Below are 21,298 nucleotides of genomic sequence, written 5' to 3'. Positions count from 1 at the left end.
TGCTCCGCGACTGCGGAGCACCATTCTGTTGCCAAACGTTGCCTTAAGGCGACGCTTATTCCTGATCCAACTCGATATTAATACCGAGTGAACGGATCTCCTTCAGTAATACGTTGAAGGACTCTGGCATGCCAGGCTGCATCTGATGGTTACCGTCGACGATGTTCTTATACATCTGAGTACGACCGTTAACGTCATCCGATTTAACGGTGAGCATTTCTTGAAGCGTATAAGCGGCACCGTATGCTTCGAGTGCCCACACTTCCATCTCCCCGAAACGCTGACCACCGAACTGAGCTTTACCGCCCAATGGTTGTTGAGTTACTAAGCTGTACGAACCGGTAGAACGGGCGTGCATCTTGTCGTCAACTAAGTGGTTCAGTTTGAGCATGTACATGTAACCAACAGTTACTGGACGCTCAAATTCGTTACCGGTACGACCATCAAATAATTTCAGCTGACCAGAGGTTGGCAAGCCTGCAAGCTCAAGCATCTGCTTGATCTCTTTCTCTTTAGCACCGTCGAAGGCTGGCGTAGCAACTGGGATACCGCCTTTCAGGTTGTTCGCTAAGCGCAATAACTCATCGTCAGTGAATGAATCGATGTCGACGCGCTGCTGCACTTCGTCACCTAATTCGTACACTTGCTTGATGTAGTTACGAACTTCTGCAAGTCCCTTCTCGCGCTGATCTTCCAGCATGGCAGCAATCTTGTTACCAATACCTTTAGCCGCAGCACCTAAGTGAACTTCAAGAACCTGACCGATGTTCATACGTGATGGAACGCCTAGCGGGTTCAACACGATGTCCACAGGGTTGCCTTGCTCGTCGTACGGCATGTCTTCAATTGGGTTAATCTTAGAGATAACACCCTTGTTACCGTGACGACCCGCCATCTTGTCACCTGGTTGGATAGTACGTTTAACCGCTAAGTAAACCTTAACGATCTTCAGTACGCCTGGCGCCAAGTCATCACCTTGGGTGATTTTGCGACGTTTGATTTCAAACTTCTTATCGAAGTCTGCTTTCAGCTCTTCATGCTGTTCAGCTAATTGCTCAAGCTCAGTTTGTTTGGCTTCATCGTCAATGACTTGAACCAATACATCTTTACGTGGCAATGCTGCGATTTGTGCTTCAGTGAAACCGGCACTTAATAATAAGTTGCGCGCACGGCTCAATACGCCTTCTTCAAGGATCTTGAACTCTTCGCCTAAGTCTTTACGAGCTTGGGCAATGTGCATTTCTTCGATTTCAATGGCGCGTTTGTCTTTCTCAACGCCGTCACGGGTAAATACCTGAACGTCGATGATGGTACCTTTAACAGAGTTAGGTACACGCAGTGAGCTGTCTTTCACATCAGACGCTTTCTCACCGAAGATGGCGCGCAGTAACTTCTCTTCTGGAGTCAGTTGTGTTTCGCCTTTTGGCGTCACTTTACCTACCAGAATGTCACCGCCCTTCACTTCTGCACCGATGTAAACAATACCTGACTCGTCGAGTTTCGACAGCGCAGATTCACCTACGTTCGGAATGTCAGCAGTGATTTCTTCGCTACCTAGTTTGGTATCACGAGCGATACAAGACAGCTCTTGAATGTGGATAGTGGTGAAACGGTCTTCCTGTGCAACACGCTCAGAAATTAAGATCGAGTCTTCGAAGTTGTAACCGTTCCAAGGCATGAACGCGATACGCATGTTCTGGCCAAGGGCTAAGTCACCTAAGTCAGTAGACGGACCGTCTGCTAACACGTCACCACGAACCACTGGCTCACCAACAGAACAGCAAGGACGTTGGTTGATACAAGTGTTTTGGTTAGAACGGGTGTACTTAGTCAGGTTGTAAATGTCGATACCGGCTTCGCCTGGGCGCAGCTCGTCTTCATTTACTTTAACTACGATACGGCTCGCATCAACGTAGTCGATCACACCGCCACGTTTAGCGGCGACTACTACGCCTGAGTCCACAGCTAACGTGCGCTCAATACCTGTACCGACCAGAGGCTTCTCTGATTTCAGCGTTGGTACCGCTTGACGTTGCATGTTCGCACCCATCAATGCACGGTTCGCGTCGTCGTGTTCTAAGAACGGGATCAGTGACGCAGCAACAGAAATAATCTGTTGTGGCGATACGTCCATGTATTGAATGTCAGATGCGCGCATAAAGGTAGATTCACCTTTGTGACGACATGCGATCTGCTCTTCAACCATGCGGCCTTCTGAGTCAACTTCGATGTTCGCCTGTGCAATCACATAACGACCTTCTTCAATCGCTGACAAGTATTCCACTTCGTCAGTGATCACACCGTCTACCACTTTGCGGTATGGTGTTTCTAAGAAGCCGTATGAGTTAGTACGGGCAAAGCTTGCTAATGAGTTGATTAGACCAATGTTTGGACCTTCAGGGGTCTCAATTGGACATAAACGACCATAATGCGTTGGGTGTACGTCGCGGACTTCGAAGCCTGCACGTTCACGGGTCAAACCACCTGGGCCAAGAGCAGAAATACGACGCTTATGCGTTACTTCTGACAGCGGGTTGTTTTGGTCCATGAATTGTGACAGCTGAGAAGAACCGAAGAACTCTTTCACTGCAGCAGAAATTGGCTTAGCGTTGATTAAGTCTTGTGGCATCAGCTCGTTCAGATCGCCTAATGACAGACGTTCACGCACGGCGCGCTCAACACGGACCAGACCAACACGGAATTGGTTTTCAGCCATCTCACCCACAGAACGAATACGACGGTTACCTAAGTGGTCGATATCGTCCACTTCGTCGAAGCCGTTACGGATGTGAATGATGTTCTTCATTACTGCAACGATGTCTTCTTTAGACAGTACGCCACTACCTTCGTCATCAGGAATGCTGAGACGACGGTTGAACTTCATACGACCGACTTTCGACAGGTCATAACGTTCTTCGCTGAAGAATAAGTTTTGGAACAGGGCTTCTGCTGCATCTTTGGTTGGTGGCTCACCAGGACGCATCATGCGGTAGATCTCAACTAACGCTTCTAAGCGGTTAGTGGTTGGATCAATACGCAGAGTGTCAGAGATGTAAGCACCGTGGTCCAGCTCGTTAATGTATAACGTGCTCAACTCTTTGATGCCTGCCAGTGATAACTTCGCTAAGTCTTCTAAGCTGATTTCACTGTTAGCAGAAACTAATACTTCGCCCGTGTCCGGATCGATGTAATCTTGAGCAGCATATTTGCCCACGATGTACTCAACTGGTACTTCGAGTTCAGTGGTGTTGGTTTTTTCGAGTTGGCGAATATGACGTGCAGTCACGCGACGGCCCGCTTCAACCAATACAGTGCCTTCTGCATCCTTGATGTCGTAGCTGGCGGTTTCGCCACGCAGACGCTCAGGGACTAAGGTCATAACCAGAGTATCTTTCTTGATCTTGAACTCAACGCGTTCGAAGAACAGGTCAAGGATCTCTTGAGTAGAGTACTCTAATGCACGCAGAATGATGGTCGCTGGTAATTTACGGCGACGGTCGATACGTACGAATAGTGCATCTTTAGGATCGAATTCAAAGTCTAACCATGAACCACGGTAAGGAATGATACGTGCGTTATATAGCACCTTACCTGATGAGTGGGTTTTACCACGGTCGTGATCGAAGAATACGCCTGGGCTGCGGTGTAATTGAGAAACGATTACACGCTCAGTACCGTTGATAACAAAGGTACCGTTGTCAGTCATCAATGGGATATCACCCATGTAGACTTCTTGTTCTTTAATATCTTTTACAGTGCCGGCCGCTGCTTCACGGTCATACAACACCATGCGTAATTTAACGCGCAGTGGAGCTGAATATGTAACACCACGGATCTGACACTCTTTCACATCAAAAACAGGCTCGCCAAGCTTATAGCTGACGTATTGCAGTTCTGAATTACCAGAAAAGCTCTTGATGGGAAAAACGCTACGGAAGGCGGCTTCAAGACCGCGCTCACCGGTAGGATCTTGATCGGTGAACTTCTTAAAAGAGTCTAACTGAATAGACAAAAGGTAAGGAATATCCAACACCTGTGGACGCTTACCAAAGTCTTTGCGAATACGCTTCTTTTCAGAATAGGAGTAAACCATGGGTTTCCTCTGCTTACGAGATGTGACCAAGACTGAATCAATAACCTGAGTTATTACATTCAGCACGTTTGCCCATCACCGTTGATGGCAAGAACCTAACCAGTAATCTCTGCTAGGGACTGCAAAATCTGGCGACAAACGGTGAAAAAAAATCGCCGGCGCATATAGCGCAAAAAAGGCCGACGGTTAAAAAACCGCCAGCCTCCACCCAAGTGGCTTGGGTGAGCAAGCTAAATAATAGCTTACTTGATTTCTACTGAAGCACCAGCTTCAACTAGTTCTTTCTTCAGAGCTTCAGCTTCTTCTTTAGAAACGCCTTCTTTAACTGCTACTGGAGCAGCTTCAGACATTGCTTTAGCTTCTTTCAGGCCTAAACCAGTTGCGCCACGGATGGCTTTAATAACTGCAACTTTGTTGTCGCCGTGTGCAGTCAGAATTACGTTGAATTCTGTTTGCTCTTCAACAGCAGCAGCAGCTTCGCCACCACCAGAAACAACAGCAGCAGCGGCAGAAACGCCAAACTTCTCTTCCATTGCTTCGATCAGTTCAACAACTTCCATTACAGACATAGCTGCAAAGGCTTCTAAGATTTGGTCTTTAGTGATAGACATAACAAATGTTTCCTATTGTTCTGAATTCAATTCTATTAAGCAGCCAGCTTGAAATTAAGCGGCTTCTTGTTTTTGATCGCGCAGGGCGGCCAGTGTACGAACGAACTTGCCAGCAGATGCTTCTTTCATAGTCATCATTAACTGTGCTAGTGCTTCTTCGTATGTTGGCAGTTTCGCCAAACGATCAATGTCAGCTGCAGGGATGAAATTCCCTTCAAAGGCTGCGCCTTTAACTTCGAAATTAGCTTGCTCTTTAGCAAAGTCTTTTAACAGACGAGCTGCAGCACCTGGGTGCTCGTTAGAGAAAGCAATCAAAGTTGGGCCAGTGAACGTTTCTGCTAGGCACTCAAATGCAGTACCTTCAACAGCACGACGAGCCAGAGTGTTACGTACTACACGTACATAAACACCAGCTTCGCGAGCTTTTTTACGCAGACCGGTCATAGCACCTACAGTTACACCGCGAGAATCAGCGGCAACTGCAGATAGCGCACCTTTGGCAGCTTCGTTGACTTCAGCAACAATCGCTTTTTTGTCTTCGAGTCTTAATGCCATTGGCTTTACTCCTGGATTCTACCTAGGGTATTCCCTAGTATTTACCATACTAAATACTTATGTATTTAGTGACTTACGGTGCAGATTATCCAGTAACAAAATTTAGCTGGGGCCTGACACCGTCTACGCAGGAAATTAAGTAAACCGTTAAAGTAAACACCTGCGGTCTTGGACGGAAGCCTAATTAATGATGCTTAAAGCATCAAAAACAGGCTTCAACCCACAAAGTGCGCGCATTATAGACTAATGCACTCACCTTGTAAAATTAGTTAGCTGTTTCGAGAGAAGCTTGGTCAACAGCAACACCTGCACCCATAGTGGTGGAGATGCTTACTTTTTTCACGTATACACCTTTTGCAACTGCAGGCTTAGCCTTTTTCAGTGCAGAGATTAACGCTTCCAAGTTTTCTTTCAATTGAACTGGTGTGAAATCCACTTTACCGATAGTAGTGTGGATAATACCGTTCTTGTCGTTGCGGTAACGAACTTGACCTGCTTTAGCGTTCTTAACTGCTTCAGCAACGTTAGGCGTTACTGTGCCAGTTTTTGGGTTAGGCATTAAGCCACGTGGGCCTAAGATTTGACCTAACATACCAACAACGCGCATTGCGTCTGGAGATGCGATAACTACGTCGAAGTTCATTTCACCGGCTTTGATTTTCTCAGCCAGATCATCCATACCAACAAGTTCTGCACCAGCAGCTTTAGCAGCTTCAGCATTCGCACCTTGTGTAAATACTGCAACGCGAACGTCACGACCAGTACCGTGTGGCAACACAGTTGCACCACGAACGTTTTGGTCAGATTTACGTGGGTCGATACCCAGGTTAACAGCAACGTCAACACTTTCAACGAACTTAGCAGTTGCTAATTCTTTTAACAGAGCAACAGCGTCGTTGATTTCGTATAATTTAGTACCGTCAACTTTCTCGCGGATTACGCGCATGCGTTTAGTTAGTTTTGCCATTATATTAACCCTCTACAACCAAACCCATTGAACGCGCAGTACCTTCGATTGAGCGAGTCATCGCTTCAATATCAGCACCAGTCATATCGGCGGCTTTCATTTCAGCAATTTCCTGAATCTTAGCACGAGCGATAGTACCTACTTTCTGAGTGTTTGGACGTGGAGAACCTGATTTCAGGCCTGCAGCAGTCTTCAGTAAGTAAGAAGCTGGTGGTGTCTTAGTTTCGAAAGTGAATGAACGGTCACTGTATACAGTGATCACGACTGGAATAGGCATGCCTTTTTCCATTTTTTCTGTACGAGCGTTGAACGCTTTACAGAATTCCATGATGTTCACACCTTTCTGACCCAGAGCTGGACCAACTGGTGGTGAAGGGTTCGCAGAACCTGATTTCACTTGTAGCTTAATATAAGCATCAATCTTTTTTGCCATCTGACATTTCCTCAGTTTGGGTTCAAACGCATATCAGCGACATGCCAACATGCTCCCCCGAAAACAACGGGTGCGGATTATATAGAAATCCGCACCCGTTGCCAAACGGATTTTGTATTTAATTTAATCAGCCTTTTTCGACCTGACTAAAATCGAGCTCAACTGGTGTAGAACGACCGAAGATCATTACCGACACTTTTACGCGGCTCTTGTCATAATCCACTTCTTCAACGGTACCGTTAAAGTCAGCAAATGGACCATCACATACACGCACCACTTCGCCTGGCTCAAAAATAACGCGGTGAGTTGGCGAAGCTGTGGTTTCTTGTAAGCGACGCAGAATAGCATCCGCTTCTCTATCTGAAATTGGAGCAGGACGATCAGATGTTCCGCCAATAAAGCCTAAAACACGCGGGATGCTTTTGACTAAATGCCAGCTATCATCGTTCATTTCCATCTGGACCAAAACATAACCAGGGAAAAACTTACGCTCGCTCTTACGACGCTGGCCTGCACGCATTTCAATGACTTCTTCAGTCGGAACTAAGACTTCACCGAAGTATTGTTCCATGCCGTGCATTTTAATGTATTCAATCAGTGACTTACAAACTCGGCCTTCATAGCCAGAGAATGCCTGCACTACATACCATCTTTTTTTAGCTTCTTTAGCTTCAGTCATTCGAGGTGCCTATACGCCAGTGATAAAATTGACAATTCGCATTAACACTGCATCTAAACCCCATAAAATGAGAGCTAAGATACCTGTTGCAGCAAGGACAATAAAAGTGGTGTTAAGCGCTTCTTGACGTGTTGGCCATACGACCTTACGCACTTCAATTTGCGACTCACGCGCGAATGCTAAAGCTTTTTTACCCTTTTCGGTTTGCAGGGCAATAAAACCAGCAATAGCGAATGCAACGATAACAGCCAGTGCGCGGATCACGGCACTCGCCTCGCTATACATTTGATTGCCAATAACAGCAGCGGCCAGCAATAGGATCGCTAAACCCCACTTCACGATATCCAGAGAGTTAGTCTGGTTTTCAGTATTTGTTGTCATCGGTTATTCCGTTACTCAATACGGCCTGAGCTTGAGCACAATAATTAGGGACATACGACCCAGTTACAATACGCTTTAGATACTCTGAATCCCGAATACCCTTAGAAACGCATGTTGCATAAGCTCAGGGTCAAAAATCGGCCATAGATTGTATTCTGATTCGACTTTGTTAGCAAGGATGCACAACAGTTGCAACCCACAAAACCCACTAAATAATCGACTTAAACAAAAAAGGAAGCCTAAGCTTCCTTTTTTCTAATCACAATTGCTATTACGCAATGATCTTAGCTACAACACCAGCGCCTACTGTACGGCCACCTTCACGAATTGCGAAGCGTAAACCTTCGTCCATCGCGATTGGGCAAATCAGCGTAACAACCATCTTGATGTTGTCACCAGGCATTACCATCTCTACGCCTTCTGGCAGTTCAATAGTACCGGTTACGTCAGTTGTACGGAAGTAGAACTGTGGACGGTAGCCTTTGAAGAATGGAGTGTGACGACCACCTTCTTCTTTTGACAGAACGTAAACTTCTGATTCAAAAGTAGTGTGTGGGTTGATTGAACCTGGCTTAGATAATACTTGACCACGTTCTACGTCATCACGCTTAGTACCACGTAATAAAATACCACAGTTCTCACCTGCACGACCTTCGTCAAGCAGCTTACGGAACATTTCTACGCCAGTACAAGTTGTTTTAGAAGTCGTGCGGATACCAACGATTTCTACTTCGTCGCCCACTTTAACGATACCACGCTCTACACGGCCTGTTACTACTGTACCACGACCAGAAATAGAGAATACGTCTTCGATTGGCATCAGGAATGGCTTATCGATATCACGCTCTGGCTCTGGAATGTAAGAGTCTAAAGCTGCTGCCAGCTCAAGGATCTTCGCTTCCCACTCTGGCTCGCCTTCTAGCGCTTTCAGAGCTGAACCTTGGATTACTGGTAAGTCATCACCTGGGAAGTCGTATTCTGATAACAGTTCACGTACTTCCATTTCCACTAATTCTAACAGCTCAGCATCATCAACCATGTCACATTTGTTCATGAATACGATGATGAATGGTACGCCAACCTGACGAGACAGCAGGATGTGCTCGCGAGTTTGTGGCATTGGACCGTCTGTAGAAGCAACTACCAGGATCGCGCCGTCCATCTGTGCAGCACCAGTGATCATGTTTTTAACATAGTCAGCGTGGCCTGGGCAGTCTACGTGTGCGTAGTGGCGAGTTGGGGTGTCATATTCGATGTGAGAGGTATTGATGGTAATACCGCGCTCACGCTCTTCTGGAGCGTTATCGATTTGAGAGAAGTCTTTAGCTTCACCACCGTAGGTCTTAGCCAGTACGTGAGAGATAGCTGCAGTCAGAGTGGTTTTACCATGGTCAACGTGACCGATGGTGCCCACGTTAACATGGGGCTTAGAACGTTCAAATTTAGCTTTAGCCATGGTATTGCCTCAATCCAAGAGTCTTGGTGATGAAAACATACATATAGAAAAAATCCGATGCATATAAATGACATCGAACCGATTAATTTAGGTATAGGAGCTTAATTCAGAAAGGCTGGTGCTGATAGGCAGATTCGAACTGCCGACCTCACCCTTACCAAGGGTGTGCTCTACCAACTGAGCCATATCAGCAACTAAATTTGGAGCGGGCAGCGGGAATCGAACCCGCGTTATCAGCTTGGAAGGCTGGAGTAATACCATTATACGATGCCCGCGCAACCTAACTAAGGCTACCTAACTACCTAGAAAATGGTGGAGGGAGAAGGATTCGAACCTTCGAAGGCGGAGCCGTCAGATTTACAGTCTGATCCCTTTGGCCACTCGGGAACCCCTCCAGTAAAATGGTGCCGGCACCAAGAGTCGAACTCGGGACCTACTGATTACAAGTCAGTTGCTCTACCAACTGAGCTATGCCGGCAAATCATTTCGGAACGGGATATTAGGTAAATGTGTGCCCAAGTGCAAGCGAAAATCGACGATTTGTTTAAAAAAAGCAATCAAATGATGCTTTTTTACCCTCAAACTGATGTTGGCAAGCATTTATCCAGTAAATAAGGCTAGAAGAGCTAGAAACCGAGCTTCATGAATTGATTTTATATTGTCGATACTTAAGTCATGGTGTACTGTGCGATTCCTAAGCCGAGGAAAGCCAATGACGTCAAAAAATCCAATTCAAAAAGCACTCTATCTTGCCTTTGAGCGCGCACAGTGGTCTGTTTTGAGGGACGCAGTGCCAATGACGCTGAGTGAACAAGACTTGGAGAATCTTCGGGGTATCAATGAAAAGGTTTCGCTCTCCGAAGTCACTGATATTTATTTGCCTCTGAGCAGGTTGCTTAACTTAATTGTAAAAGCCAAACAACAACGTGGTTTAGTCCTTGATGAGTTTCTCGGGCAAAAGCCCTCAAGCAGCCCTTATATCATCAGCATTGCCGGTAGTGTTGCCGTGGGTAAAAGTACCACTGCGCGTATTTTACAGGCGTTACTAAGCCAGTGGCCCGAGCATCCTAAAGTCGATTTAGTTACGACCGATGGTTTTCTATATCCTCTGGCAGATTTGAAGCGTAAAGGGCTATTGCAACGCAAAGGCTTTCCTGAAAGTTACGATATGAAGATGTTGGTCGAATTTATTTCGGCGGTAAAATCCGGGCAAGCCCATGTAAATGCGCCTATCTATTCCCACGTGACTTACGATCGTATTCGCGGCCAGCATCAAACCGTTTCGCAGCCCGATATTTTGATCCTCGAAGGACTGAATGTTTTACAAACTGGTTTAGATTCGCCAGTCGATATACGTAGGCCCTTTGTCTCCGACTTTGTCGATTTTTCGATTTATGTCGATGCCGAAGAGCATTTATTGAAGCAATGGTATCAAGAGCGCTTTTTGCAATTTCGCAAAGGGGCATTTAGTGATGAAAAGTCCTATTTCCATCACTATGCTAGCCTGACGGATGATGAAGCCTATACTATAGCGGCGAAAATATGGGACACAATCAACGGTCCCAATTTGCAGCTCAATATTCAGCCCACAAGGGAACGAGCGCATCTGATCCTACAAAAAGGACAGGATCATTTGATGTCACACGTTTTACTGCGTAAATAATCTTATCTTGCTCTTAAACTGATTTCTCCGCCGATATAGGCTTGTATGCCATCGGCGGTTTCTAACAATACTGCACCTTGTTCATCGATCCCTCGACAGATGCCGTCAACGTGATTCTCACCCATCAGTAAACGAATTTCTTTACCATGGAATAGATCCGCCTGTTTCCAGCGCGTTTTAAAGGCTGCCAGCCCTTCACGCTCAAACAACTGTATGTCTCTCTTCAACTGTTTGTGTAGTGCAATCACGAGGTCCGTTTTATTTGGCATATCCGTCAAGCTAGACAAGTCGCTCCAAGGCTGGTCAATTCCCTTACCTTGGTCTTCCGACATAGCCATGTTAACACCAATACCAATGATTAATTGGCACTCGCTATCCGCCTGCCCGGACATTTCAATTAAAATCCCAGCAAGCTTTTTATAATTAAGATAAATATCGTTTGGCCATTTCACGCCGATATTATCAACACCAAAGGATTTCAGTACCTCAACTAAACTACAAGCCACCACTAGGCTTAAGCCCATGGCCTGTGCAATCCCTTGGGGGAATGACCAAAACTGCGAGAAATACAAATGATGTCCATAGGGAGACACCCAAGTTCGTCCTCTACGTCCTCGTCCCGCTGACTGGTACTCAGCCACACACACATCGCCACTCTTCAGCTCACTGGTATGGCTTAACATAAAGCCGTTAGTGCTCGGGATTTCATCAAAGTAAAAGCATCGATTATCGATCGACTGAATTAAACGAGCCGAGTCGATAAGGGAGATAGGATTAGCTAACTTGTAACCGCGGCCTTTGACACTGTAGATCGCCACGCCATAGTCTTCCAAAGCATCGACATGCTTGCTCACCGCCGCACGAGAAATACCCAGTTGCGTAGCCAATTCTTCACCTGAGACAAAATGTTCGCTCGACAGTAATCCCAGTATTTCGCGTTTTCTCACCCAGTTATCAGACATCGAGACTCGTCTCCCCAGTTAATCCCATAATTCTTGGCTCGGCTTCGAGCTTAACACCAAAAACCTCATTCACTCGCGCAATCACATGCAATGCTAATCGACAAATATCTTGGCCAGTCGCATGACCTAAATTGACTAATACTAAAGCTTGCTTCGCATGCACTCCCGCATTCCCAAGAACAAACCCCTTAAGACCTGCATGCTCAATTAGCCACCCCGCAGCCAGTTTAACCTCACCATTGGGTTGAGCATAACCGACGATACTCGGGAAACGCGCAGCAAGCTGCATATAAGTCGCCGCGCTTACGATTGGATTCTTAAAAAAACTCCCAGCGTTACCTAGCACCTCAGGATTCGGCAGCTTCTCACTCCTCACCTCACAGACACGGTCAAAAATCTCCCTTGGGGTCACCGTCTCAGCGTTAAATGATTGCAACGGGCCATAGGCCAATTTTGGTTGCCAAGCTTTAGGGAGGCGCAAACCAACAGCGGTAATCACAGCTTTGTCGCGTAAGCTGCCTTTAAATATCGACTCGCGATATGAAAACTCACATTCATCGACCGTAAGCCTTAGTAAGTCGCCAGACTCGACATCAAGATATTCAACCCAATCACAAACATCACAAAACTCAACACCATAAGCACCGATATTTTGAATCGGAGCTGCGCCAACTGTGCCCGGGATCAGGGCTAAATTCTCAAGTCCAGGCATATTCTGATCTAAGCTAAATAGGACCAATTCATGCCAGTTTTCACCCGCCTCAACATCAAGATAAAAGTGAGAGTCATCTTCGGAGCAGGAAATACCTTTAGACAATACTCGCACTACAGTGCCATTAAAATCATCGGTAAATACGATATTGCTGCCACCACCAAGCACAAGCATTGGTTGCTTTGATTGATATAAAGATAAGCAAGTCGTTTGCAGTTCCATCTTGGAATGGACTTCAATCAATGATGAACAGGATTGCTCTACGCCAAAAGTATTAAACGGTTTTAGCGAGTATGGAAAAGACATGATGATGTTCTGCCGCGATAAAAGCGACATTGTAAACGCTTCACCCTAGAATTGCAGCAAACTGAGATTGATCGATAAAACAGATACGTCATGACTCAAGCTTTTGAGCTGTTGAGCTGTTGAGCTGTTGAGCTGTTGAGCTGTTGAGCAAGAGTTAAAGATGAGCAAAAACAAGTTGAGGAAGCTGTGAATAAAACATCAAAAACAAAAAAGCCAGCTTATTCAGCTGGCTTCATTGTTTAATTAGGCGCTTGGCGATGACCTACTCTCACATGGGGAGACCCCACACTACCATCGGCGCGATTGCGTTTCACTTCTGAGTTCGGGATGGGATCAGGTGGGACCACAATGCTATTGTCACCAAGCAAATTTGGTTTAAACAAGACTCGAGAGCGCACTCCGTGCTGCTAGATTCTAGGAACTAAAATCTGCTCTTATCTTATTTAATAATTCGGAAAGCTGTATTGAGTACCACTTCTTAAGTGTTTCTATTCGTCTAAGTGCTACTTAGCAAAACCCATCTGGGTTGTATGGTTAAGCCTCTCGAGTCATTAGTATCAGTTAGCTCAACGCCTCACAACGCTTACACACCTGACCTATCAACGTCCTAGTCTCGAACGGCTCTTTAGTGGACTTATAGTCCAAGGGATGACTCATCTTGGGGCTCGCTTCCCGCTTAGATGCTTTCAGCGGTTATCGATTCCGAACATAGCTACCGGGCAATGCCATTGGCATGACAACCCGAACACCAGCGGTTCGTTCACTCCGGTCCTCTCGTACTAGGAGCAACTCCCCTCAATCATCCAACGCCCACGGCAGATAGGGACCGAACTGTCTCACGACGTTCTGAACCCAGCTCGCGTACCACTTTAAATGGCGAACAGCCATACCCTTGGGACCGACTTCAGCCCCAGGATGTGATGAGCCGACATCGAGGTGCCAAACACCGCCGTCGATATGAACTCTTGGGCGGTATCAGCCTGTTATCCCCGGAGTACCTTTTATCCGTTGAGCGATGGCCCTTCCATTCAGAACCACCGGATCACTATGACCTACTTTCGTACCTGCTCGACGTGTCTGTCTCGCAGTTAAGCTGGCTTATGCCATTGCACTAACCGTACGATGTCCGACCGTACTTAGCCAACCTTCGTGCTCCTCCGTTACTCTTTGGGAGGAGACCGCCCCAGTCAAACTACCCACCAGGCACTGTCCTTACCCCAGATAATGGGGCCAAGTTAGAACATCAACACTACAAGGGTGGTATTTCAAGGACGACTCCATCAGAACTAGCGTTCCAACTTCATAGTCTCCCACCTATCCTACACATGTAGGGTCAATGTTCAGTGCCAAGCTATAGTAAAGGTTCACGGGGTCTTTCCGTCTAGCCGCGGGTATACGGCATCTTCACCGCAATTTCAACTTCACTGAGTCTCGGCTGGAGACAGCGTGGCCATCATTACGCCATTCGTGCAGGTCGGAACTTACCCGACAAGGAATTTCGCTACCTTAGGACCGTTATAGTTACGGCCGCCGTTTACCGGGGCTTCGATCATGAGCTTCTCTTGCGATAACCCAATCAATTAACCTTCCGGCACCGGGCAGGCGTCACACCGTATACTTCCTCTTGCGAGTTTGCACAGTGCTGTGTTTTTGATAAACAGTTGCAGCCACCTGGTATCTGCGACTCCCGTCAGCTTAGAGAGCAAGTCTCATCACCAACAAGAGCGTACCTTCTCCCGAAGTTACGGTACCATTTTGCCTAGTTCCTTCAGCCGAGTTCTCTCAAGCGCCTTGGTATTCTCTACCCGACCACCTGTGTCGGTTTGGGGTACGATTCCCGCTAACCTGAAGCTTAGAAGATTTTCCTGGAAGCATGGCATCAACTACTTCATCCCCTTGGGGACTCGTCATCAGCTCTCAGTGTATAGTGACCCGGATTTGCCTAAGTCACCCACCTACCACCTTAAACGCGGACTACCAACGCCGCGCTAGCCTAGCCTTCTCCGTCTCTCCATCGCAGTTAGCGGAAGTACAGAAATATTAATCTGTTTCCCATCGATTACGCCTTTCGGCCTCACCTTAGGGGTCGACTCACCCTGCCCCGATTAACGTTGGACAGGAACCCTTGGTCTTTCGGCGAGGGGGTTTTTCACCCCCTTTATCGTTACTCATGTCAGCATTCGCACTTCTGATACCTCCAGTGTGGGTTACCCCTTCACCTTCAACGGCTTACAGAACGCTCCTCTACCGCGCAACTCTAATGAATTGCACCCGTAGCTTCGGTGGTATGTTTAGCCCCGTTACATCTTCCGCGCAGGCCGACTCGACTAGTGAGCTATTACGCTTTCTTTAAATGATGGCTGCTTCTAAGCCAACATCCTAGCTGTCTAAGCCTTCCCACATCGTTTCCCACTTAACATACACTTTGGGACCTTAGCTGACGGTCTGGGTTGTTTCCCTTTTGACGACGGACGTTAGCACCCGCCGTCTGTCTCCCGAGTAGTACTCATTGGTATTCGGAGTTTGCAAAGGGTTGGTAAGTCGGGATGACCCCCTAGCCTTAACAGTGCTCTACCCCCAATGGTATTCGCTCGAGGCGCTACCTAAATAGCTTTCGAGGAGAACCAGATATCTCCCGGTTTGATTGGCCTTTCACCCCCAGCCACAAGTCATCCGCTAATTTTTCAACATTAGTCGGTTCGGTCCTCCAGTTGATGTTACTCAACCTTCAACCTGCCCATGGCTAGATCACCGGGTTTCGGGTCTACGCCTTGCAACTAAACGCGCAGTTAACACTCGGTTTCCCTACGGCTCCGCTATTCGCTTAACCTCGCTACAAAACGTAAGTCGCTGACCCATTATACAAAAGGTACGCAGTCACGGTCTCAAGAACCGCTCCCACTGCTTGTACGTATACGGTTTCAGGTTCTATTTCACTCCCCTCACAGGGGTTCTTTTCGCCTTTCCCTCACGGTACTGGTTCACTATCGGTCAGTCAGGAGTATTTAGCCTTGGAGGATGGTCCCCCCATATTCAAACAGGATATCACGTGTCCCGCCTTACTCGTTTTCATCAAAGGTTAGTTTTCGTGTACGGGGCTATCACCCTGTGCCGCTGGACTTTCCAGACCATTCCACTAACACCCCTCTGACTTAAGGGCTAATCCCCGTTCGCTCGCCGCTACTAGGGGAATCTCGGTTGATTTCTTTTCCTAAGGGTACTTAGATGTTTCAGTTCCCCTCGTTTGCCTCATGTAGCTATGTATTCACCACATGATGACCGCTTATGCGGCCGGGTTCCCCCATTCGGACATCGTTAGCTCAAATGCTTGTTACTAGCTCGCCAACGCTTTTCGCAAGTTACTACGTCCTTCATCGCCTCTGACTGCCAAGGCATCCACCGTATACGCTTAGTCGCTTAACCATACAACCCAAATGAGTTTCACTTGCGTGAGCCACTTGAGTCGTTGCGACCAGCTGGTTTTACTTGTCTCATCTTCGACCAAGAAGATGGACTCGCCTTAGACTTGAATATTCAAGACACTTAACAAGTGTTTTAAGAACTCAATTTTTTTCGTATTAACACAACGACAGACATCATTGTGTTAATTACTATCAGCTTTCCAAATTGTTAAAGAACAATGCTTACCGGCTCGCGGTGCATGTCGCTCTCCCTTCCCTTACAGGAAGTTCAACAAGCCATCTGTGTGAACACTCAGCAAACATCGAGTTAGTCGTATAGGTAAGGAGGTGATCCAGCCCCAGGTTCCCCTAGGGCTACCTTGTTACGACTTCACCCCAGTCATGAACCACAAAGTGGTGAGCGCCCCCCCGAAGGTTAAGCTACCCACTTCTTTTGCAGCCCACTCCCATGGTGTGACGGGCGGTGTGTACAAGGCCCGGGAACGTATTCACCGTGGCATTCTGATCCACGATTACTAGCGATTCCGACTTCATGGAGTCGAGTTGCAGACTCCAATCCGGACTACGACGAGCTTTGTGAGATTAGCTCCACCTCGCGGCTTTGCAACCCTCTGTACTCGCCATTGTAGCACGTGTGTAGCCCTACTCGTAAGGGCCATGATGACTTGACGTCGTCCCCACCTTCCTCCGGTTTATCACCGGCAGTCTCCCTAGAGTTCCCACCATTACGTGCTGGCAAATAAGGATAGGGGTTGCGCTCGTTGCGGGACTTAACCCAACATTTCACAACACGAGCTGACGACAGCCATGCAGCACCTGTCTCACAGTTCCCGAAGGCACAACCGCATCTCTGCAGTCTTCTGTGGATGTCAAGAGTAGGTAAGGTTCTTCGCGTTGCATCGAATTAAACCACATGCTCCACCGCTTGTGCGGGCCCCCGTCAATTCATTTGAGTTTTAACCTTGCGGCCGTACTCCCCAGGCGGTCTACTTAATGCGTTAGCTTGAGAGCCCAGTGTTCAAGACACCAAACTCCGAGTAGACATCGTTTACGGCGTGGACTACCAGGGTATCTAATCCTGTTTGCTCCCCACGCTTTCGTGCATGAGCGTCAGTCTTTGTCCAGGGGGCCGCCTTCGCCACCGGTATTCCTCCAGATCTCTACGCATTTCACCGCTACACCTGGAATTCTACCCCCCTCTACAAGACTCTAGTTCGCCAGTTCGAAATGCTATTCCTAGGTTGAGCCCAGGGCTTTCACATCTCGCTTAACAAACCGCCTGCGCACGCTTTACGCCCAGTAATTCCGATTAACGCTCGGACCCTCCGTATTACCGCGGCTGCTGGCACGGAGTTAGCCGGTCCTTCTTCTGTAGGTAACGTCACAGATGAGCCGTATTAAGACTCACCCTTTCCTCCCTACTGAAAGTGCTTTACAACCCGAAGGCCTTCTTCACACACGCGGCATGGCTGCATCAGGGTTTCCCCCATTGTGCAATATTCCCCACTGCTGCCTCCCGTAGGAGTCTGGGCCGTGTCTCAGTCCCAGTGTGGCTGATCATCCTCTCAGAACAGCTAGGGATCGTCGCCTTGGTGAGCCATTACCTCACCAACTAGCTAATCCCACCTAGGTTCATCCAATCGCGAGAGGCCCGAAGGTCCCCCTCTTTCCCCCGTAGGGCGTATGCGGTATTAGCAGTCGTTTCCAACTGTTATCCCCCTCGACTGGGCAGATCCCTAGGCATTACTCACCCGTCCGCCGCTCGCCACCTCAGGAGTAAACTCCCTTGTGCTGCCGCTCGACTTGCATGTGTTAGGCCTGCCGCCAGCGTTCAATCTGAGCCATGATCAAACTCTTCAATTAAAAGTTTTTTGTTTAACTCGCGTTAAACGACTCAATGAATTCTGTCGTTTGTTTCCGCTTTTAAAAAAGCGAAACCAAAACTTTGTACATATTGCTATGAACACTCATTCATTGATTTAATTCTTTGATTACTCGCCAAACGGCAGAGTAATTTCGATTAACTCAACACCTGTGAGTGTCCACACAGATTTCTTGTTTAGATTGTTAAAGAGCATTTGACCTCATCGCTTGCGTTACCGCTCACTGGGTCAGGGCTGCGTATTTTACGCATTCCCGTTTTTGCGTCAAGTAGTTTTTTAAACTTTCTTTTCGCTCATCAAGGATTGAATCACTCGATGAACTGGCACTTGCAACTGCGTATCGCTGTCTGCCGTGTCAGTGGATGCGCATTATAGGCAGCGGAACTTTTTGTGCAAGCGCTTTTTTAGCCCCCAAAGACTGTACGCCGACATTTTAAGCATTATGTTTATTTTTTATCTATTTTGGCTTGGTTATTCAATTTTGATGTAAGTTTTTATCTGATAAATGATAATTCGCGCTCAATTTTTCGGCAGCAGTCTAGTGTAAAAGTAAATAATTCATTACCATATGACTTGCTGTTAACAGTTATTTATCATTTTCTATTTCATTCAGAGAGCATTTATATGCAAAAGTCATTTCTTATTGTTTTGGTTATTGCCATTCTTGGCGCAATTGCGCTATCTCAATTTGCAACAACATTACCCGCTTACATCGCCTTTGTTGCTGGCGTGATTATTACTACGCTTATCTTTAAATTTGTCCCTGATTTAGGTACCACTCAAGCTGCTGATGAACAATATGTCGGCCCGACAATGACACTCTATGTAGGCAACTTGCCTTATCGTGTGCATGAGGGAGAAGTGAAAGTCTTGTTTGGTGAATTCGGCCCAGTCAATTCAGTCCGTTTAGTTCGAGATCGTAAAACAGGTCGCCGTAAAGGCTTCGGTTTTGTTGAAATGTCCGAAGCAGGTGCTCAAAAAGCAATGGTTAAGCTAAATGACTTTAACTTCCAAGAAAGAACCTTAAAGGTTAGAGAAGCTAAGACTCAAGATTCGGAAGCTGCCGACCGTACAGGTACTGATGAATAATCTGCGTTAGCTTATCCGTTCTGGTTGATTGTGGTGATTCGCTCTAGGGCCGAAAAGCCACAATCGACTAACATAGTCATCAATCCCTCACTGATTTCCGCTTTAGTATAAAACGCCTGCATAACCGAATCTTGATGCGCGTCTTTTAGACCTTGCTGTTCGCTCTTAGTAGCTAACAGTGTTTTGACTCGTTTAGCTATTGCTTCACCTGAATCAAGCAGAGTCACACCTTGACCCAATACCTGCTGCAATTCATCACGCATCATTGGGAAATGAGTACATCCAAGTACCAATACATCTAACTCCGCCTCGACAATCGGCGACAATATCTGCGTTAATCGCACCATATCCAGCTGACCAGTGGCAATCTTCTGCTCGGCCATCAGTACTAATTCCGAACATCCGAACAGCTCTACATGGCAGTCATCGGCAAATTGGCTAATGAGTTCGTGAGTATAGTGGCGCTTTACCGTACCTGGGGTGGCTAGTAAACCGATACGCTTACTTTTAGATAACTGCGCCGCGGGTTTAATGGCGGGGACAACGCCCACCACAGGAATAGATAAAGTGGCACGCAGCGCGGGCAGCACAACCGTACTCGCGGTATTGCAAGCAACGATAACAATGGCAGCATGGGTACGCTCGACGACTTGGTCGATTAGCGCGACACAGCCTGAGACAAGTTCATGCTCCTCCAATTCGCCATAGGGCAATCTGGCATTATCGAATAAATAGCAGTAATCATGGTGAGGAAGCAGTTTGCGAATTTCTGCTAATACGGATAGACCGCCGATGCCAGAATCGAATACTAATATTGGTTGCGACAAGCCCATCTCCAGTTAATTCTTCGCCCCATGCGCGGGCGGATTTTCCCACAGCTTTGCTCAAACCGCAAAACCAAGATGCTGGACATTCGTGTCACCTAGTATAAAATTTGCGCCCCAATTTACAGCCACGGTGAATCAACAATGAATTTAGCAGCAATGGATCCCACGACCTATGATGCGCAACTGACTGCAAAGCGTATCAAGCTAGAGCAGACCTTTGCCCAATTTGAGACGCCGAGTGTTGAAGTGTTTGCCTCTGAGCCTGCCAACTACCGTATGCGCGCCGAGTTTCGCGTATGGCATGAGGGCGACGATTTATACTATTACATGTTTGATAAAGTATTGAACGACAAAGTACGTTGTGATCAATACTTACCTGCGAGTGCGTTAATCAATCAAATGATGGCGGCACTGATCGCCGAGTTAAAACCTAACCACAGCCTACGCCACAAACTCTTCCAGGTTGATTTTTTATCAACGCTCAGTGGTGAGATTCTAGTATCACTGCTGTATCACAGACAGCTTGATGACCAATGGCGCAGCGAAGCCACCGCGCTCAAAGCTAGATTGAGCAGCCAATTTAAGGTCAATATCATTGGCCGTGCGCGCAAACAGAAAATCGATTTAGATAAAGACTTTGTGGTTGAGTCACTGCAAGTGAATGACAAAGTTTTCCATTACAAACAAATCGAAAACAGCTTTACCCAGCCAAATGCCAAGGTGGCAATCAAGATGCTGGAATGGGCTATCGACGTGACTCAACACAGCCAAGGCGATTTGCTGGAGCTTTACTGTGGTAATGGCAACTTCTCTATCGCGCTGGCACAAAACTTTAATCGCGTGCTCGCGACCGAGTTAGCTAAACCTTCGGTGGATGCAGCCCAATACAATATCGAAGTCAACAATATCGATAATCTGCAAATTATCCGCATGTCGGCGGAAGAGTTTAGCGATGCGATGGCCAAAAAACGCAGCTTCAGGCGCTTAGAAGGCATCGATCTGGATAGCTATGTGTGCAACACCATTTTTGTTGACCCACCACGAGCAGGTATTGACCCAGCTACGTTGGACTTAGTGCAAGGTTATGAGCGGATTTTGTATATCTCGTGCAATCCCGACACCTTAAAAGACAATTTGCAGCAATTAAATCAGACTCACAAGGTGACACGTTTTGCGCTATTCGATCAGTTCCCTTACACCGACCATATGGAAACAGGTGTGCTGTTAGAACGTCGTTAGGCGACTCTATATACCTAAAA

At 47.0% G+C, this 21,298-nt stretch carries 14 protein-coding genes, 4 tRNA genes and 3 rRNA genes; 3 read left to right on the top strand and 18 right to left on the bottom strand.

The window, feature by feature from the left end; all coding sequences use genetic code 11:
- Positions 1–55 precede the first annotated feature (55 nt).
- The 12 genes from rpoB to CEQ32_RS17195 all read right to left on the bottom strand — a co-directional run bounded on the left by rpoB (position 56) and on the right by CEQ32_RS17195 (position 9,653).
- Positions 56–4,093 carry a DNA-directed RNA polymerase subunit beta gene (gene rpoB, locus CEQ32_RS17250; protein ID WP_037418393.1) on the bottom strand — a complete coding sequence of 1,346 codons (4,038 nt, stop codon included), beginning with the start codon at positions 4,091–4,093 and terminating at the stop codon, positions 56–58.
- A 242-nt stretch (positions 4,094–4,335) separates the two neighbouring features.
- Positions 4,336–4,704, bottom strand: coding sequence for a 50S ribosomal protein L7/L12 (rplL, locus tag CEQ32_RS17245; RefSeq protein WP_007644333.1), 369 nt, complete (start codon positions 4,702–4,704; stop codon positions 4,336–4,338).
- 54 nt (positions 4,705–4,758) lie between these two features.
- On the bottom strand, positions 4,759–5,259 hold the full coding sequence (gene rplJ / locus CEQ32_RS17240) for a 50S ribosomal protein L10 (RefSeq protein WP_011070609.1): 501 nt from the start codon (positions 5,257–5,259) through the stop codon (positions 4,759–4,761).
- Positions 5,260–5,524: 265 nt separating this feature from the next.
- Positions 5,525–6,226, bottom strand: a complete 702-nt coding sequence (gene rplA, locus CEQ32_RS17235) for a 50S ribosomal protein L1 (RefSeq protein WP_011070608.1) — start codon at positions 6,224–6,226, stop codon at positions 5,525–5,527.
- A gap of 4 nt (positions 6,227–6,230) precedes the next feature.
- Positions 6,231–6,659, bottom strand: a complete 429-nt coding sequence (gene rplK, locus CEQ32_RS17230; protein WP_037430687.1) for a 50S ribosomal protein L11 — start codon at positions 6,657–6,659, stop codon at positions 6,231–6,233.
- Between the two features lie 127 nt (positions 6,660–6,786).
- On the bottom strand, positions 6,787–7,338 hold the full coding sequence (gene nusG, locus CEQ32_RS17225) for a transcription termination/antitermination protein NusG (protein ID WP_011070606.1): 552 nt from the start codon (positions 7,336–7,338) through the stop codon (positions 6,787–6,789).
- Positions 7,339–7,347: 9 nt separating this feature from the next.
- Complete coding sequence (secE, locus tag CEQ32_RS17220) at positions 7,348–7,719, bottom strand: preprotein translocase subunit SecE (protein WP_037418403.1); 372 nt, start codon at positions 7,717–7,719, stop codon at positions 7,348–7,350.
- Between the two features lie 271 nt (positions 7,720–7,990).
- On the bottom strand, positions 7,991–9,175 hold the full coding sequence (gene tuf / locus CEQ32_RS17215) for an elongation factor Tu (RefSeq protein WP_069453807.1): 1,185 nt from the start codon (positions 9,173–9,175) through the stop codon (positions 7,991–7,993).
- A 116-nt stretch (positions 9,176–9,291) separates the two neighbouring features.
- Positions 9,292–9,367 (bottom strand) — tRNA-Thr (locus tag CEQ32_RS17210).
- Positions 9,368–9,376: 9 nt separating this feature from the next.
- Positions 9,377–9,450 (bottom strand) — tRNA-Gly (locus CEQ32_RS17205).
- A gap of 35 nt (positions 9,451–9,485) precedes the next feature.
- Positions 9,486–9,570, bottom strand: a tRNA-Tyr gene (locus tag CEQ32_RS17200).
- A 7-nt stretch (positions 9,571–9,577) separates the two neighbouring features.
- A tRNA-Thr gene (locus CEQ32_RS17195) sits at positions 9,578–9,653 on the bottom strand.
- 234 nt (positions 9,654–9,887) lie between these two features.
- On the opposite strand from CEQ32_RS17195, the gene coaA reads away from it, so the two are divergent.
- The gene (gene coaA / locus CEQ32_RS17190; RefSeq protein ID WP_037417855.1) at positions 9,888–10,838 is read left to right on the top strand and encodes a type I pantothenate kinase; all 951 of its coding nucleotides are present in this window, start codon (positions 9,888–9,890) and stop codon (positions 10,836–10,838) included.
- 2 nt (positions 10,839–10,840) lie between these two features.
- On the opposite strand, the gene birA is transcribed toward coaA, so the two are convergent.
- The 5 genes from birA to CEQ32_RS17165 form a co-directional block, all read right to left on the bottom strand.
- A complete protein-coding gene (gene birA, locus CEQ32_RS17185) occupies positions 10,841–11,800 on the bottom strand; it encodes a bifunctional biotin--[acetyl-CoA-carboxylase] ligase/biotin operon repressor BirA (RefSeq protein ID WP_088586506.1) in 960 nt (319 codons plus the stop codon).
- Complete coding sequence (gene murB, locus CEQ32_RS17180; protein ID WP_088587007.1) at positions 11,793–12,818, bottom strand: UDP-N-acetylmuramate dehydrogenase; 1,026 nt, start codon at positions 12,816–12,818, stop codon at positions 11,793–11,795. The genes birA and murB overlap by 8 nt, the downstream gene beginning before the upstream one ends.
- A gap of 249 nt (positions 12,819–13,067) precedes the next feature.
- Positions 13,068–13,183, bottom strand: a 5S ribosomal RNA gene (gene rrf / locus CEQ32_RS17175).
- A 165-nt stretch (positions 13,184–13,348) separates the two neighbouring features.
- Positions 13,349–16,241, bottom strand: a 23S ribosomal RNA gene (locus CEQ32_RS17170).
- Positions 16,242–16,560: 319 nt separating this feature from the next.
- A 16S ribosomal RNA gene (locus CEQ32_RS17165) occupies positions 16,561–18,103 on the bottom strand.
- Together the 16S, 23S and 5S rRNA genes form the textbook arrangement of a ribosomal RNA operon.
- Before the next feature lie 644 nt (positions 18,104–18,747).
- Here CEQ32_RS17165 and CEQ32_RS17160 point away from each other — a divergent pair.
- Positions 18,748–19,212, top strand: a complete 465-nt coding sequence (locus CEQ32_RS17160) for an RNA recognition motif domain-containing protein (protein WP_037430549.1) — start codon at positions 18,748–18,750, stop codon at positions 19,210–19,212.
- Between the two features lie 11 nt (positions 19,213–19,223).
- Here CEQ32_RS17160 and murI read toward each other — a convergent pair whose 3' ends face one another.
- Positions 19,224–20,039 carry a glutamate racemase gene (murI, locus tag CEQ32_RS17155; protein WP_088587006.1) on the bottom strand — a complete coding sequence of 272 codons (816 nt, stop codon included), beginning with the start codon at positions 20,037–20,039 and terminating at the stop codon, positions 19,224–19,226.
- A 141-nt stretch (positions 20,040–20,180) separates the two neighbouring features.
- Between murI and trmA the strand changes: the two genes are divergently transcribed.
- Entirely contained in the window at positions 20,181–21,278 is a 1,098-nt protein-coding gene (trmA, locus tag CEQ32_RS17150) for a tRNA (uridine(54)-C5)-methyltransferase TrmA (protein ID WP_088586505.1), read from the top strand.
- Positions 21,279–21,298 lie beyond the last annotated feature (20 nt).

Source organism: Shewanella sp. FDAARGOS_354 (assembly GCF_002209245.2).
GTDB classification, from domain to species: Bacteria; Pseudomonadota; Gammaproteobacteria; order Enterobacterales; family Shewanellaceae; genus Shewanella; species Shewanella xiamenensis.
Note: the sequence above shows the minus strand (reverse complement) of the source record. Positions and strands in the feature narration are given on the sequence as shown.

Excerpts from the sequence above, each read along its gene's own strand:
- CEQ32_RS17160 (WP_037430549.1), top strand. The coding sequence starts at position 18,748 with ATGCAAAAGTCATTTCTTATTGTTTTGGTTATTGCCATTCTTGGCGCA.
- coaA (WP_037417855.1), top strand. The coding sequence starts at position 9,888 with ATGACGTCAAAAAATCCAATTCAAAAAGCACTCTATCTTGCCTTTGAG.
- rplA (WP_011070608.1), bottom strand. The coding sequence starts at position 6,226 with ATGGCAAAACTAACTAAACGCATGCGCGTAATCCGCGAGAAAGTTGAC.
- nusG (WP_011070606.1), bottom strand. The coding sequence starts at position 7,338 with ATGACTGAAGCTAAAGAAGCTAAAAAAAGATGGTATGTAGTGCAGGCA.
- rplJ (WP_011070609.1), bottom strand. The coding sequence starts at position 5,259 with ATGGCATTAAGACTCGAAGACAAAAAAGCGATTGTTGCTGAAGTCAAC.
- birA (WP_088586506.1), bottom strand. The coding sequence starts at position 11,800 with ATGTCTGATAACTGGGTGAGAAAACGCGAAATACTGGGATTACTGTCG.
- trmA (WP_088586505.1), top strand. The coding sequence starts at position 20,181 with ATGAATTTAGCAGCAATGGATCCCACGACCTATGATGCGCAACTGACT.
- tuf (WP_069453807.1), bottom strand. The coding sequence starts at position 9,175 with ATGGCTAAAGCTAAATTTGAACGTTCTAAGCCCCATGTTAACGTGGGC.
- rplL (WP_007644333.1), bottom strand. The coding sequence starts at position 4,704 with ATGTCTATCACTAAAGACCAAATCTTAGAAGCCTTTGCAGCTATGTCT.
- rpoB (WP_037418393.1), bottom strand. The coding sequence starts at position 4,093 with ATGGTTTACTCCTATTCTGAAAAGAAGCGTATTCGCAAAGACTTTGGT.
- secE (WP_037418403.1), bottom strand. The coding sequence starts at position 7,719 with ATGACAACAAATACTGAAAACCAGACTAACTCTCTGGATATCGTGAAG.
- rplK (WP_037430687.1), bottom strand. The coding sequence starts at position 6,659 with ATGGCAAAAAAGATTGATGCTTATATTAAGCTACAAGTGAAATCAGGT.
- murB (WP_088587007.1), bottom strand. The coding sequence starts at position 12,818 with ATGTCTTTTCCATACTCGCTAAAACCGTTTAATACTTTTGGCGTAGAG.